Annotated in this window: 11 protein-coding genes; 7 read left to right on the top strand and 4 right to left on the bottom strand. The window is 71.7% G+C overall.

All coding sequences use genetic code 11. The features are described from left to right. Nucleotides 1-266: 266 nt before the first annotated feature. Nucleotides 267-641, top strand: a complete 375-nt coding sequence (locus ACFOSY_RS24310; protein ID WP_394310462.1) for an RICIN domain-containing protein — start codon at nucleotides 267-269, stop codon at nucleotides 639-641. Nucleotides 642-645: 4 nt separating this feature from the next. Here ACFOSY_RS24310 and ACFOSY_RS24305 read toward each other — a convergent pair whose 3' ends face one another. Next, the gene (locus ACFOSY_RS24305) at nucleotides 646-1,293 is read right to left on the bottom strand and encodes a DUF4352 domain-containing protein (RefSeq protein WP_394310460.1); all 648 of its coding nucleotides are present in this window, start codon (nucleotides 1,291-1,293) and stop codon (nucleotides 646-648) included. Nucleotides 1,294-1,421: 128 nt separating this feature from the next. On the opposite strand from ACFOSY_RS24305, the gene ACFOSY_RS24300 reads away from it, so the two are divergent. The 3 genes from ACFOSY_RS24300 (at nucleotide 1,422) to ACFOSY_RS24290 (ending at nucleotide 3,694) form a co-directional block, all read left to right on the top strand. Next, nucleotides 1,422-2,108, top strand: coding sequence for a nucleotidyl transferase AbiEii/AbiGii toxin family protein (locus tag ACFOSY_RS24300; RefSeq protein ID WP_394310458.1), 687 nt, complete (start codon nucleotides 1,422-1,424; stop codon nucleotides 2,106-2,108). A gap of 105 nt (nucleotides 2,109-2,213) precedes the next feature. Next, a complete protein-coding gene (locus ACFOSY_RS24295; protein WP_006135738.1) occupies nucleotides 2,214-2,723 on the top strand; it encodes a glutathione peroxidase in 510 nt (169 codons plus the stop codon). A 62-nt stretch (nucleotides 2,724-2,785) separates the two neighbouring features. Then, complete coding sequence (locus tag ACFOSY_RS24290; protein WP_394310455.1) at nucleotides 2,786-3,694, top strand: MerR family transcriptional regulator; 909 nt, start codon at nucleotides 2,786-2,788, stop codon at nucleotides 3,692-3,694. 158 nt (nucleotides 3,695-3,852) lie between these two features. Here the strand turns inward: ACFOSY_RS24290 and ACFOSY_RS24285 are convergent, their stop codons facing one another. The 3 genes from ACFOSY_RS24285 to ACFOSY_RS24275 all read right to left on the bottom strand — a co-directional run bounded on the left by ACFOSY_RS24285 (nucleotide 3,853) and on the right by ACFOSY_RS24275 (nucleotide 6,162). Continuing rightward, nucleotides 3,853-4,044 (bottom strand): DUF397 domain-containing protein, encoded by a 192-nt coding sequence (locus tag ACFOSY_RS24285; RefSeq protein ID WP_006135736.1) that lies wholly within the window; start codon nucleotides 4,042-4,044, stop codon nucleotides 3,853-3,855. Nucleotides 4,045-4,269: 225 nt separating this feature from the next. Next, complete coding sequence (locus ACFOSY_RS24280) at nucleotides 4,270-5,127, bottom strand: helix-turn-helix domain-containing protein (protein WP_290001281.1); 858 nt, start codon at nucleotides 5,125-5,127, stop codon at nucleotides 4,270-4,272. Nucleotides 5,128-5,409: 282 nt separating this feature from the next. After that, nucleotides 5,410-6,162 (bottom strand): GOLPH3/VPS74 family protein, encoded by a 753-nt coding sequence (locus ACFOSY_RS24275; protein WP_394310451.1) that lies wholly within the window; start codon nucleotides 6,160-6,162, stop codon nucleotides 5,410-5,412. Between the two features lie 239 nt (nucleotides 6,163-6,401). On the opposite strand from ACFOSY_RS24275, the gene ACFOSY_RS24270 reads away from it, so the two are divergent. The 3 genes from ACFOSY_RS24270 to ACFOSY_RS24260 all read left to right on the top strand — a co-directional run bounded on the left by ACFOSY_RS24270 (nucleotide 6,402) and on the right by ACFOSY_RS24260 (nucleotide 12,714). Continuing rightward, entirely contained in the window at nucleotides 6,402-8,828 is a 2,427-nt protein-coding gene (locus ACFOSY_RS24270; protein WP_394310449.1) for a D-alanyl-D-alanine carboxypeptidase, read from the top strand. Between the two features lie 133 nt (nucleotides 8,829-8,961). Further along, nucleotides 8,962-10,863 carry an MFS transporter gene (locus tag ACFOSY_RS24265; protein ID WP_394310445.1) on the top strand — a complete coding sequence of 634 codons (1,902 nt, stop codon included), beginning with the start codon at nucleotides 8,962-8,964 and terminating at the stop codon, nucleotides 10,861-10,863. A gap of 300 nt (nucleotides 10,864-11,163) precedes the next feature. Further along, a complete protein-coding gene (locus ACFOSY_RS24260) occupies nucleotides 11,164-12,714 on the top strand; it encodes a sodium:solute symporter family protein (protein WP_394310442.1) in 1,551 nt (516 codons plus the stop codon). The last annotated feature ends 71 nt before the right edge of the window (nucleotides 12,715-12,785 follow it).

Below are 12,785 nucleotides of genomic sequence, written 5' to 3'. Positions count from 1 at the left end.
CACGGCCAGGACGCCACGGCGGCGACGGCAGACCCTGCTCGCGCTCGCCGCCGTCGCCCTCCTCATCGTCGCCGGCGCCGGGGTCTGGGCCTGGCAGTCCCAGGCGGAGGACCCGCGGGACGGCGCCCCCGACGACACCCCCGTCGCCAACTCCGAGCGGCAGGCGCCCGTCGACGGCTGGGTCACCATCCGGCCCGCCGGACGGACCGACCTGTGCCTCACGGACGGACGGGGACCGCCGCGGCGCCTACGGCAGCGCCGTCGCCGTGCACCTGCCCTGCGCCGAGGTCCCGGTGCCGCGTACGTATCTCGAGCCGGCCGGTGCGGGGCTGTACCGCGTCCAGTGGCACCATCCGGAGCTCGGCAAGGGGTGTCTGACCGTCATGGACACCGGCCCGGTGAAGGGCATGCTCGAACCGCGCGACGACTGCGCCAACGCCACCCTGTTCCGGCCCGAGCCCGCCCCCGAGAGCTCCGGCGCCCCCGGCGCCTACCGGTTGCGTACGGTGCCGGGCGCCAAGTGCGTGGGCACCGCCGACGACTCCGTCGCCGAGGGCGTGGAGGCCGTCCAGGAGCCCTGTGCGGACGCGGCGGACGCGGCGGACTCCCCGGACCAGTACTTCGTCGTACGGCCGGACTGACGCCTCAGGAGACGTCCACGCGCACCGGGTCGCCCAGCAGGCCGTCGGTGTAGGTCACGTACTCCGGCGTGAAGGTGCCCTTGCCCGTGACGGTGCCGGAGATGTTCTCGCCCGGGGCGAGGTCCACCGTGTCGATCTGTTCCTCGTCCACGCCGAGCTCGACGGTGTGCTTGGTGCCGTCGGTGTCGGTGATCGTGAAGTAGAGCGGGTTCACGCTCACCTCGTCGTCACCGTCGTTGGCGACGGTGACCCGCACGCTGGTGTAGTCGCTGCCGTCGGCCAGGACGCTCTTGCTGAACTCCGCGCGTTCCGCGGTGAGCTTCACCGGGCCGTCGCCCTGCTCGGGCTTCTCCTCCTCCCTCTTCTCCTTCGCCCCGGTGGCGGCGCCGGCGGAGGAGTCGGCGGCCGTGTTCCCGCCGTCGTCGGAGCCGCCGCCGGTCGCCGACAGCGCGGCGATCACGACGACGAGGCCGAGCACGCCCGCGCAGCCGAGGCCCGCGAACTTCAGGAAGCGGCCCCGCTTCCGGGGCGGCGGGGGCGGGGTGCCCGGGAAGCCGTACCCCGGAGGCTGCGGGTACGGCTGCTGGTTCGCGTAGGGCGGCTGCCGGCTCGGGTCGTGCGGCTGCCGGCTCGGGTCGTGCGGCTGGGTCACCGTGCTGGATCCCTCCTGGTCGTTCGCTTCGTGCGCCGTAGGTGACCTGCGAGGTATGCGACCCGTTGCCCTGTACCGGACGGATTCACCCGATCGTGGTGGAGCGTCCTCGCCGCGATAATCGGGTCATGACCTCTCCTCCTCTCGGCGTGGACGCCGTGCACGGGCGGCTCGCGGGCGATCTGCTCGCCGTCGGGGCGCCGTACGGCCTGGTGCTGGCCGGCGGGGAGGCCGTACGGGCGCACGGGCTGGTGGAGGCCCGGGTGAGCGAGGGAGTGGATCTGTCCACCGAGCATCCCGCGGACATGGCCGAGATCGCCCGGGCGGTGCGGGCGGGACTGGAGGGGCGCGGGTGGGCGGTCGAGACGCCGGTGGCCGATCCGCTGGCGGCGCGGCTGGTCGTGGCGGACGAGGCGTCCGGGGCACGGTGGCGGGTCGATCTGCGCAAGGAGGTGCTGTGGCGGCCGCCGGTGACGACCGCGGCCGGTCCGGCGCTGGCGCTGGAGGACCTGGTCGGTACGCGGGTGCGGGCGCTGGCGGACCGGGGGCTGCCGCGTGACCTGGTGGACGTGCACGCGGCCGCGGACCGGTGGAGTCCGGCCGAGTTGGAGGAGCTGGGGCGCCGGCACGCGCCGGACACCTTCGACCTGGCCGAGTTGCAGTCCCGGCTGACCGGCACGGAGTGGCTCGACGACCGGGGTTTCCGCGCGCAGGGGCTGGACGCGCCCGCGATCGAGGAGCTGCGGCGCTGGGCGCTGGCCTGGGCGGACGACATCGCGGAGCGGCTGGTGGAGGGCGAGGACCCCGAGGAGTAGGGCGCGGCGGCCACGGGGGAACAGGGGGTCCGGCGGTCCCGGGAGCGGCGGATTCTCGTCAGGGCGGTCAGGGGATCGTCAGGGCGCGGAGCTAGGGTCGGGCCCATGACGACTACCGAGAACACCAGCGCCTCGCCGCTCGACGTCGAGATCGGCGCCCTGACCGGCGGTCCGGCCGACCTCTCCCAGTACGCGGGCCGTGCCGTGCTCGTCGTGAACGTGGCTTCCAAGTGCGGGCTGACCCCGCAGTACGAGGGTCTGGAGCGGCTGCACGAGCGGTACGCGGAGCGCGGGTTCACCGTGCTGGGCGTGCCCTGCAACCAGTTCCTGGGGCAGGAGCCGGGCTCCGCGGAGGAGATCGCCGAGTTCTGCTCGGCGACGTACGGGGTGACGTTCCCGATGACCGAGAAGGTCGAGGTGAACGGGGACGGCCGGCACCCGCTGTACGAGCGGCTGACGGGCTTCGCCGACGCCGAGGGGCACAGCGGGGACATCCGCTGGAACTTCGAGAAGTTCCTCGTCGGCCGGGACGGCGCCGTCGTGGCCCGGTTCTCGCCGCAGACCGAGCCGGAGTCGGCGGAGGTCGTGGCGGCCGTGGAGAAGGCTCTGGGCTGACGGTTGACCTTGCCCTTGGGTCAAGGGCGAGCGTCTGCGTCACCGGGCGGAGGGACCGCCCGGTGACGGAGACTGTCGACGTGGACGAGGAACTGCTCTCCATCGGGGCGTTCGCGGCCCGGTGCCGTCTGTCGGCCAAGGCTCTGCGGTTGTACGACCGGCTGGGGCTGCTGGCGCCGGCGCGGGTCGACGCGGACACCGGCTACCGGTACTACCGGGCGGGCCAGGTCGAACGGGCCCGGCTGGTGGCGCTGTTGCGGCAGCTGGACATGCCGCTGGCGCGGATCGCCGAGGTGGTGGACGCGGGCGACGGGGCGGCGCAGGCGCGCCGGCTGGACGCGTACTGGGCCGACGTCGAGGCGCGGCACGCCTCGCAGCGGACGCTCGCCGGCTATCTCCGTGGACGGTTGTCGGGGAGGAGCCTCGAGATGTACGGGAAGTTCACGGTGGAGACGGTGGACGTGCCGGAGCAGGTGGTGATCACCGAGTCGCGGCACATCCTGGCGGACGAGCTGCCGGCGTGGATCGGCGCGTCGCTGGGCCGCCTGGAGGAGGGCGCCCGCGCCTGTGGCGGGGTGACCGGGGCGCCGTTCGTCGTCTACCACTCCGAGGTGTCGGTGGAGAGCGACGGGCCCGCGGAGGCGTGCGTGCCGGTCGCCGACGAGGCGGCGGCCCGCGCCTGGGCCGCGGAGCGGGGCCGGGCCCGGGGGACGACGGTGCGGGTGGAGCCGGCGATGCGGCTGGCCCGCACCCGGATCACCAAGGCGCAGGTCGCGCACCCGCAGATCCTGGCCGCGTTCGAGGCGGTGGAGGAGTGGATGCGGGAGCGGGGGCTGACGTACGCGGGGCCCTGCCGGGAGATCTACTTCGCGGACTGGGACGCGGCGGGCCCGGAGGACCCGGTGTGCGACGTCGCCTTCCCGGTGACGGTCGCGGAGGCGGAGACGGAAGCGGGGGTCACGGCGGGCTGAGCCCGCGGGTCTGGACGCGTGCGGCCGGTCGCGGGGTTGCCTGCGGCCGGCCGTGTCCTCGTCCCGCCGGAGGCGTGAGGCGCGAGCCGGCCCTCTCGGCAAGGACGGCGGACTCGTCGAGAGGGCCTGTCGGTGGTGCCGGTGCCTGCGCCGGGGCGCTAGGACTTGACCGAGGTCACGAAGGCGTTCCACGCGTCGGCCGGGAACGCCAGCTTCGGCCCCTCGGGGATCTTGGTGTCCCCGAGCTCCAGCGCCTCCTCGGTGGTCGACCTGACCATCACGCACGCGCCGTTGTTGTTGGTGTAGGAGGACGTCGTCCACGTTTCCGTGGCGCCCAGACGAATTGCCATGTTCGCTCCGTAGCCAGATGCTGAGTTGCTGTCACCGGCCTGCGCATTCCGGCGTGGACCGCAGAACGGATTGCGCCAACCGTCGGTGCTGGTTGGCGTGATCGACGCTACTCGTCACCCTCGTCGTCCGGAGTGGCCGTTCACTCGACCAGGTGGCATATTCCAGGCGGGACTTCCAGTCGGACGTGGCTCCGGTGTATCATCCGGCGCTTCTGTCGCGGGAGTTCAGCGTGCGTACTCCTTCGCGAGCCGCTCCACCAGCCGCCGCGACTGCTCCACGTTCAGCGACTGCGCCCTCAGGTGCTCGTACATCACCGTGTACTTCTGCACGTCGTGCGGCTTCTCCAGGTACAGGTCGCTGGTGACGCCCTCGATGTAGACCACGCTCGAGTCGGCCGCGTCGGCGAACTCCAGGATGGAGTACTGGCCGTTGATACCCGCGTGCGCGCCGACCTCGAACGGCAGCACCTGCACGGTGACGTGCGGCAGCTGGCTCAGCTCCAGGACGTGTTCGAGCTGCTCGCGCATCACCTGACGGCTGCCGACGACGCGGTGCAGCGCGGCCTCGTCGAGCACCACCCACAGCCGCAGCGGGTCCTGTTCGGCGGTGATCCGGCCCTGCCGGCGCAGCCGCACCTCCACCCGCTTGTCGTTCTCCTGCTCGCTCGACTCCGGCGAGCCGCCCTGCACGATCGCCTCCGCGTACGCGCGGGTCTGGAGCAGGCCGGTGATGATCTGCGGCTCGTACACCCGCAGCGACTCCGCGTCCGTCTCCAGACCGATGTAGACGCTGTACGGGATGTCGCCGAACGCGTGCCACCAGCCCTGCTGGCGGGAGTCCTTGGCCATCTGCATCAGCGAGTCGACGATCCGCTGGTCCTCGACCTCGTACACCCCGCACAGGTCGCGCACGTCGCGCTGGCTGATGCTGCGGCGGCCGTTCTCCAGCCGGCTGATCTTCGACTGCGACACCAGCAGCCGCTCCGCGACCTCCTCGGCCGTCATGCCCTTCAGCTCACGGAGCCGGCGCAGCTCCTGGCCGAGCCGGCGCCGCCGGACGGTGGGGTTGACATTGGACGCCACGGGACGTGCACCTCCGGCTGCGTGCCTCGTACTGGTACCTGCACGGTGTACTTGCTTGCGCGGTGTACTCGGACTTCGTACGTGCCACTTTCTGTGTCTGCTCGATGAGCAGACTGCCACCAACCTGCGTACTACCGCTGGGAAATGGTGGATATACGACCGGTACACGCCAGGCTACGGCCCCGCGGCCGGGAGCCGGCGTGCCCGCGGGCACGCCGAGCGGGGCGGAGAGAGCCCGTGTGTTCTCTCCGCCCCGCTCGGACAGCGGCTCCCGTGACCGGGTCAGTGGGCGACGGCGCGTGCCATGGATCCGCGGCGTGGCTGCGCCGGAACACCGCGGGCGGGTTCCGGTGCGCCCCTGCCGCCGGGGGCCTGCCGGCCCGCCGGTGCGGAGCTGCGGCGCGGCTGGGCCGCGACGCCGTTCTGGACGTCCATCACCGCGTGCGCGACGAGTCCGCCCATCGGGTCGTGCCGGATCAGGTCCCGCAGCCTGGAGCGCGAGGAGCGACCCTCGTTCCCCGGGTACAGGTGCTTGCCGAGGCCCACCGCGTGCGCCAGCGCGGCGAGCGCCGCGGTCCGCGGGTCCGGCGGTACGCCGGTACGGATCGCGGAGTCCAGCCGGGCCCTGATCTCCCGGCTGATCTCGGTGTCCGTCGCCTGGTACCGGGTCGTCGGCAAGACCCCGCACATCTGGCCGGCCACGGCGTGCACCATGCCGCACCGCTCCAGATGCGAGAGGTAGGTCTGGCGGAGCCCGAGTCGGGGCCCGCCGATCCAGTGGACGGCCCGCACGGGGGCGCCGCGCCTTCGCAGCAACTCCAGTGCGCTGTCCAGTGTTGGGTCTCCAGTCGGCCGTGGTACCACCACGGCGATACGATCCCCGTCTGGGGCTATCCGTCCGGCCAGCGCCAGCTCCACTAGCTGTGCTCCGGCCAGACCGAGGTCGAGCGACTGCGGCTGTGCAGTGGTACCCGTGGCCGGGTCCAACGCCAGCAGCAGAAGCTCCTCCGGAAGTGTTCTGCGGCTCCTGCCCATCCATGCCTCCCCGCGTGGATGAATGACAGGGTGACCCCTCTCACATTGGTCTGTCGAGGGTGCGTGACCGGTTCGTAGTGGAACCGGTAGGTATGTCGTTCTCGTCTACCGCGTGGGGCAAGCCCGCACACAGGACACTGGTACATGGTTCGGACAGCGCTTCGGAGCGATGTCACGGGCGGGCGGTTCACGGTTCGGTTGGCGGCACGCGGGGCGTGCGGCACATGGAGGAGGCATCGGTGGCGGGCGAGTCCCCCGACAGGTCGAAGCAGCGCGAGTCGTCGGCAGAACAGACGTCGGGGAGCGCCGGGCCGGTTCCCGAGAAGCGCGATCCCCGCCTCGCGGTGGCCCGTGAGCGGGAGAAGGAGCGTTCCGCCGACTCCAAGACCGCAGCCGGGTCCGGGTCCGGCTCGGGGCCCGCCGAGGGCCGGGGGAAGGCCGACACGGCGACGCGCGTGCTGACGGTTCGGGAGGCCTCGGCCTCCGGGCCGGAGGGTGAGCCGGGTGCGGACGACGCGCCCGTCGATGCCGACGCCGACGCCGGCAGCCCTGGTGAGAGCGCGGGGAACGGTGACGGGCGTCTGCGGGAGGCCGTCGCGGCGTGGGTGCGGTCGGCGGAGCCGGAGTCGGAGCCGGAGTCGGAGTCGGCGGAGACGTCCAAGGACGCGGACGAACCGGACGCGGACGCGGCGTCCGACGCGGAGGAGGAGGCCGCGGCGGGCGACAAGGACGCCGAGGCCGAAACCGCCGGTGACGACCCGTCCGGCGAGGCGACCGAGGACGACGCCCAGGGCGAGGGCCCGAAGGGTGAGAACCGGAAGACCGACGACGCCGAGGCCGGCGACGCCAAGGGCGCCGAGGACGACGCCGACGACGAGGCTGACAAGGCCGCCGACGCCGAGGCTGACGAGGCCGAGGACGACAAGGCTGACGAGGCCGAGGACGACGACAAGGGCGGCGACGCCAGGACCGACGGCGGCAAGGGCACCGAGGCCAAGCCCAGCGAGGCCAAGGACACCAGCACCAAGGCCGACAAGACCGGCGACGACAAGGCCGGCGACAAGGCCGAGGACGACGACGAGGGCGGCGACCCCGAGGGCGTCAAGAAGGCCGACGACGCCCCCGTCGATCAGCCCACCGCCGTTTTCCGGGCGCCCCGGCCCGCCGAGCCCGGTGTCGACCAGCCGACCACCATGCTCAAGCTGGGCGACGCGGCGGCCCGCAACCGCGCCGGCGCCGCCGAGGCCGAGCGGACCAGCAAGTTCGTCGCGCTCAAGGACGACCCCGCCATACGGCAGACCCCGCGTCAGGGCGGACCCGCCGCGGCGGAGTCGACGACGTTCCTGCCGCAGGTCGGCCCGGAGCGGACCACGCAGCAGCCGTTGCCGCCGAAGCCGCCGCTGGATCTGCTGGCCGAGCTGACCAACACCCCGCCGCCCCCGCAGACCCCGCTGCGGACGGCCGTGCGGCGGATCAAGATCTGGACGCCGCTGGTGGTCCTGCTGCTGATCGTCTTCGCGGTCGTGCAGAACGTCCGGCCGCTGCCGACCCCCACGCTGGTGCTGACCGCGGAGGACACCCACACCTTCGACGGCGACCAGGTGAAGCTGCCCTGGCCGGGCGAGGGCCAGGGCTGGATGAGCGGCGACGGCATCGGCACCATGGACCACTTCGGTGAGCAGGAGCCGGTCGCCATCGGCTCGGTCGCCAAGACCATGACGGCGTACATCATCCTGCGCGACCACCCGCTGAAGCCCGGTGAGGAAGGCCCGAAGATCGAGGTCGACGCGAAGGCGGAGAAGGAGGGCGGCTACGACAAGGACGGCGAGTCCACGCTCAACACGGTCAAGGCCGGTGACTTCCTCACCGAGAAGCAGGCGCTGTCGGCCGTCATGATCCCGTCCGCGAACAACATCGCGCGTCTGCTGGCGCGTTGGGACGCGGGCTCCGAGGAGGCGTTCGTCAAGAAGATGAACGACACCGCCAAGGAACTCGGGATGACCCACACGACGTACACCGACCCCTCGGGGCTGAAGGAGACCACCGTCTCCACCGCCGAGGACCAGACGAAGCTCGGCATCGTGGCCATGAGGAACCCGGCCATGGTGGCCATCACCAGCGCGGCCAGCTGGACGGACCCGAGCGGGCAGTACTGGAGCAACTACAACGAGCTGCCCTACACGATGGGCGCGATCGGCATCAAGACCGGCTCCACCACCAAGGCCGGCGGCAACCTGCTCTTCGCCGCCCGCAAGGAGGTGGGCGGCCGGGCGGTCACCGTCGTCGGCGCGATCCTCGGCCAGCACAAGGCCCCGATCCTGACGACGGTCAACGACGTCAGCAAGCCCGCGCTGCGCGCTGCCCAGGAGGCACTGACCTCGACGGAGATCCTGAAGAAGGGCACCGTCGTCGGGTACGTGGACGACGGTCTCGGCGGCCGTACGCCCGTCGCCGTGACCGAGGACGTCAAGGCCGTCGGATGGGCGGGGCTCGAGGTGAAGCTGACGTTCGCCGGGACGGAGCTGCCGCACACGGCGAAGGCCGGGACCGAGGTCGGCACGCTCACCGTGGGTGACGGCAAGAACGGGGCCGTCAAGGTGCCGGTCGCGCTGAAGGCGGACCTCGTGGAGCCCGGCTTCACGGACAAGCTGACCCGGGTCGCCTGACCCGGCGGCCGATCGACGACGGCCGCACCCCGCGGGCCGCCGCCCACCCGGGCGGACGGTCCGCGGGGTGCGTGCTAGCGTCACGAAACGGGCAGTGAACGGGCGATGAACGGGAACACGGGGAGTGCCGAAGGTGGCGACAGCGGAGCCGACACGCGCCGACGACGCGAACCCGGGCCCGGGAGCCGGCCCGCGAATACCCGCGTCGGAGCACCGACCGGAGCCCCCTCCGCATACGACGCCGAACGGGGAGGCCCCCGCCGGCGGCCCTCCCGGTGGTGACCCCCCGGGCCGGAGCGGCCGGATGACGTCCGCCGTCCTCGCCGTGCGCGAGCGCATGCTCCGCCACCCCGTGCTGTCGGTCACCGCGCTGTCCGGGCTGCTGCACGTCGTCTGGTTCTTCACCTTCGCGAACAGCGGCGGCGACCTCGCCGCGCAGGACGCGTGGGCCGAGTTCGTGGGCCGGCACCCCGACTCCGCGTACAACCTCGCCTGGTACGGCGGGATGCACCCGGTGTCGTACAGCGTGGTGTCGCCGTACCTGATGTCGCTGCTCGGCGTGCGGACCACGATGATGATCGCCGGCACGGTGGCGGCGGGTCTGCTGACGCTGGTGCTGATGCGCAGCCGGTCGGTGCGCAACCCGCTGTGGGCCGCGCTCGCGGGCGTGTTCGCGCTGCTGTGCAACGCCGCGTCCGGCCGGGTGACGTACGGGCTGGGCACGATGTTCGCGCTCGGCGCGGTCGCGGTCGTCTTCTGCTGGCCGTACCGGTGGCGGTACAAGCGCTGGGCGAAGGCGCTGTGCGCGGCCCCGCTGGCGGCGCTCGCGACGATGGCCTCGCCGGTCGCGGGCCTGTTCGTGGGCCTGGTGGCGGTGGCGCTGTTCCTCCAGAAGCGCCGGCCGGGCGCCTGGGCGCTGGGGCTCGCGCCCAGCGCGGTGGTGGCGGTGTCGGCGTGGCTGTTCCCGTTCTCGGGCACGCAGCCGATGGGCTTCGGCTCGGTGGTGCTGCCGCTGGTGTACTCGGTGCTGGTGTACGTCCTGGTGCCGAAGGACTGGAGGACGGTCCGGATCACGGCCGCGGTGTACGGGCTCGGGGTGGTGCTGGTCTGGCTGATCAGCTCGCAGATCGGGTCGAACATGACCCGTCTCGCGATGCTCTTCGGCGGTGTGGTGCTGGTGGCGGCGCTGCCGTTCACCGAGCCCCGGTCCCGCAAGTGGTACGCGCTGGTCGTCGCCGTGGTCGGCTTCACCTGCTGGATCGGTGTGAAGTCGGTGAACGACGTGGTGAACACGACGCCCGCCGCGTCCTGGGCGCGTGAGCTGGCGCCGCTGGTGAACGAGCTCCAGGAGGTCGGCGCCGAGCAGGGCCGGGTGGAGGTCGTCCCGGCCCGCTCGCACCGCGAGGCGTCCGCGCTGGCGCCGTACGTGAACCTGGCGCGCGGCTGGAACCGGCAGGCCGACATGGAGCGCAACCCGCTCTTCTACGACGACACCCTCAACGCCGCCAATTACCACGAGTGGCTGAAGCGCTGGGGCGTGCACTACGTGGTGCTGCCGAAGGACGAGCCGGACGGCGACGGCGGCCAGCGCGAGCGGGAGCTGGTGCAGCGCGGGCTGCCGTATCTGAAGCAGGTGTGGGGCGACGCCAACTGGCAGCTGTTCGAGGTGCAGGCGCCGACCCCGCTGGCGGAGCCGAACACGGTCGTGGAGCGTGCCGAGCAGGGCGAGTGGACGCTGCGGGTGGAGAAGCCGGGCCGGATCCTGATCCGGGTGCCGTACTCGCCGTGGCTGGGCCTGGTGGACGCCGAGGGCAAGGCGCTGGACCCGCCGCAGGAGACGGAGGAGTCCGAGAACCGCCCGGAGGACGAGCCGAAGACGTTCGACAACGTGCACGGCTGCCTGATGGAGACGGAGGAGGACGCCAACGGCGACCAGTGGACGGTGCTGCTGGCGCCCGAGGCGGGGACGTACCGGCTGGCGGCCCCGTACAAGTGGGGTGAGCGGGGGACGCCCTGCCCCGAGGAGCTGCGCTGAGTTGCTGCTCTGTTCCAGCTGAGTCCTGCTGAGTCCTGCTGAGTCCTGCTGAGCTGCTGAGTCCGGCCCCGGGGAGGGTTCCCCGGGGCCTTCTCTTGTCACCGTCACGTTCAGGACACTGAACAGCGGTCAGCCTGACGAACGTTTTTACCTGGTCTTGACCCTCCGTTTTCTTGTCGTGCTCCCGCCACAGTGCCCACGATGAGCGGGCACTTCGCGCCCTTCCCTGTTCCTGCCCCGCTCAGGCGAAGTGCCAACCAGCTGAGCGGTGTTCACAAGGCGGACCCTGGAAGGGGGGACATGAACGGTCTCGACTGGGCGGTGCTCATCGGCTACTTCGCCGTGATGGTCGCCATCGGTGTCTGGTCGCACAAGCGGGTGGACAACGTCAGCGACTTCTTCACCGCCGGCGGCAAGATGCCCTGGTGGCTCTCCGGGATCTCCCACCACATGTCGGGCTACAGCGCGGTGATGTTCACCGGGTACGCCGGCATCGCCTACACCTACGGCGTCACGTCGTTCGTCACCTGGTCCTTCCCCATCGCCCTCGGCATCGCCATCGGCTCCCGGCTGTTCGCCCCGCGGATCAACCGGCTGCGCTCCCGGCTGCACGTGGCCTCGCCGCTGGAGTACCTCAAGAACCGCTACGACCTGCGCACCCAGCAGGCCCTGGCCTGGTCCGGGATGCTGCTGAAGATCGTGGACGTGGGCGCGAAGTGGGCGGCCATCGCCACCCTGCTGTCGGTGTTCACCGGGGTCTCGCTGAACCAGGGCATCCTCATCACCGGCGCGGTCACCGCCGTCTACTGCACCATCGGCGGACTGTGGGCGGACGCGCTGACGGAACTCGGGCAGTTCGTCATCCAGCTGCTGGCCGGCATCGCGATGTTCGTCGCGGTGGTGCTGGAGCTCGGCGACCACGGCGGCTTCCTCGGCGCGTGGGACCAGCCCGAGCTGCAAGGACACGGCAAGCCGCTGGTCGGCCCTTACGGCACGGTGTTCCTGCTGGCGTTCCTCTTCATCAAGCTGTTCGAGTACAACGGCGGGATGCTCAACCAGGCCCAGCGGTACATGGCCACCTCCAACGCGCGTGAGGCGGCGCGGTCCGCGCGGCTGTCCGCGGTGCTGTGGCTGGTCTGGCCGCTGGTGCTGTTCTTCCCGATGTGGATGTCGCCGCTGCTGGTGGAGTCGCAGAAGGCCGACGGGTCCGACTCCTACGCCCTGATGACCGAGCAGCTGCTGCCGCACGGGCTGCTGGGGCTGGTCATCGTCGGGTTCTTCTCCCACACGATGGCCATGTGCTCCTCCGACGCCAACGCGATCGCGGCCGTGTTCACCCGGGACGTGGCGCCGGTGCTGTCGGCCCGGGCGCGGGCGTGGGGCGAGCGGTCGGGTCTGGTCGCGGCGCGGGTCACGACCGTGGTGTTCCTGGGGCTGTCCATGGCCGTGGCCACGCAGGTGGACTCGCCGACGTTCAAGGACATCATCACCGTGGTGATCAAGTGGGTGGCCGGGCTGATGGGGCCGATCGCCATTCCGATGATGCTGGGGCTGCTGCGGCCGTTCCGGCGGTCCGGGCCTACGGCGGCGCTGACCAGCTGGGGGCTGGGGCTGGTGGCGTTCTGGCTGGTGAACTATCCGGTGAACTGGGCGGTGGAGGGTGGGGTGCCGTTGGAGTACCAGGTGTCCATTCCGCTGGCGGTTTCGTTGGTGCTGTATGTGGTGGTCGGGTTTGTGAAGCCGGAGGACACTCCGGGGCGGATGGCGATCATCGAGCGGGTCAACACGGATGACGACTCGGGTGCGTCGGCAGCGGTGCCGGCCCCTGCGGCGGTGCGTGACCGGACGTAGTTCTCGCCCCCGCCGCCCCTTCCCGTCCCGTCCCTCGGGGGGCTGCGCCCCCCGGACCCCCCTTCGGCCCT

It is taken from the genome of Streptomyces lusitanus (assembly GCF_042647945.1).
GTDB classification, from domain to species: Bacteria; Actinomycetota; Actinomycetes; order Streptomycetales; family Streptomycetaceae; genus Streptomyces; species Streptomyces pseudogriseolus.
Note: the sequence above shows the minus strand (reverse complement) of the source record. Positions and strands in the feature narration are given on the sequence as shown.

Bases quoted from the DNA above. Each gene is read 5' to 3' on its own strand.
- ACFOSY_RS24300 (WP_394310458.1), top strand. From the start codon at position 1,422: ATGACCTCTCCTCCTCTCGGCGTGGACGCCGTGCACGGGCGGCTCGCG.
- ACFOSY_RS24260 (WP_394310442.1), top strand. From the start codon at position 11,164: ATGAACGGTCTCGACTGGGCGGTGCTCATCGGCTACTTCGCCGTGATG.
- ACFOSY_RS24275 (WP_394310451.1), bottom strand. From the start codon at position 6,162: ATGGGCAGGAGCCGCAGAACACTTCCGGAGGAGCTTCTGCTGCTGGCG.
- ACFOSY_RS24285 (WP_006135736.1), bottom strand. From the start codon at position 4,044: ATGGCAATTCGTCTGGGCGCCACGGAAACGTGGACGACGTCCTCCTAC.
- ACFOSY_RS24295 (WP_006135738.1), top strand. From the start codon at position 2,214: ATGACGACTACCGAGAACACCAGCGCCTCGCCGCTCGACGTCGAGATC.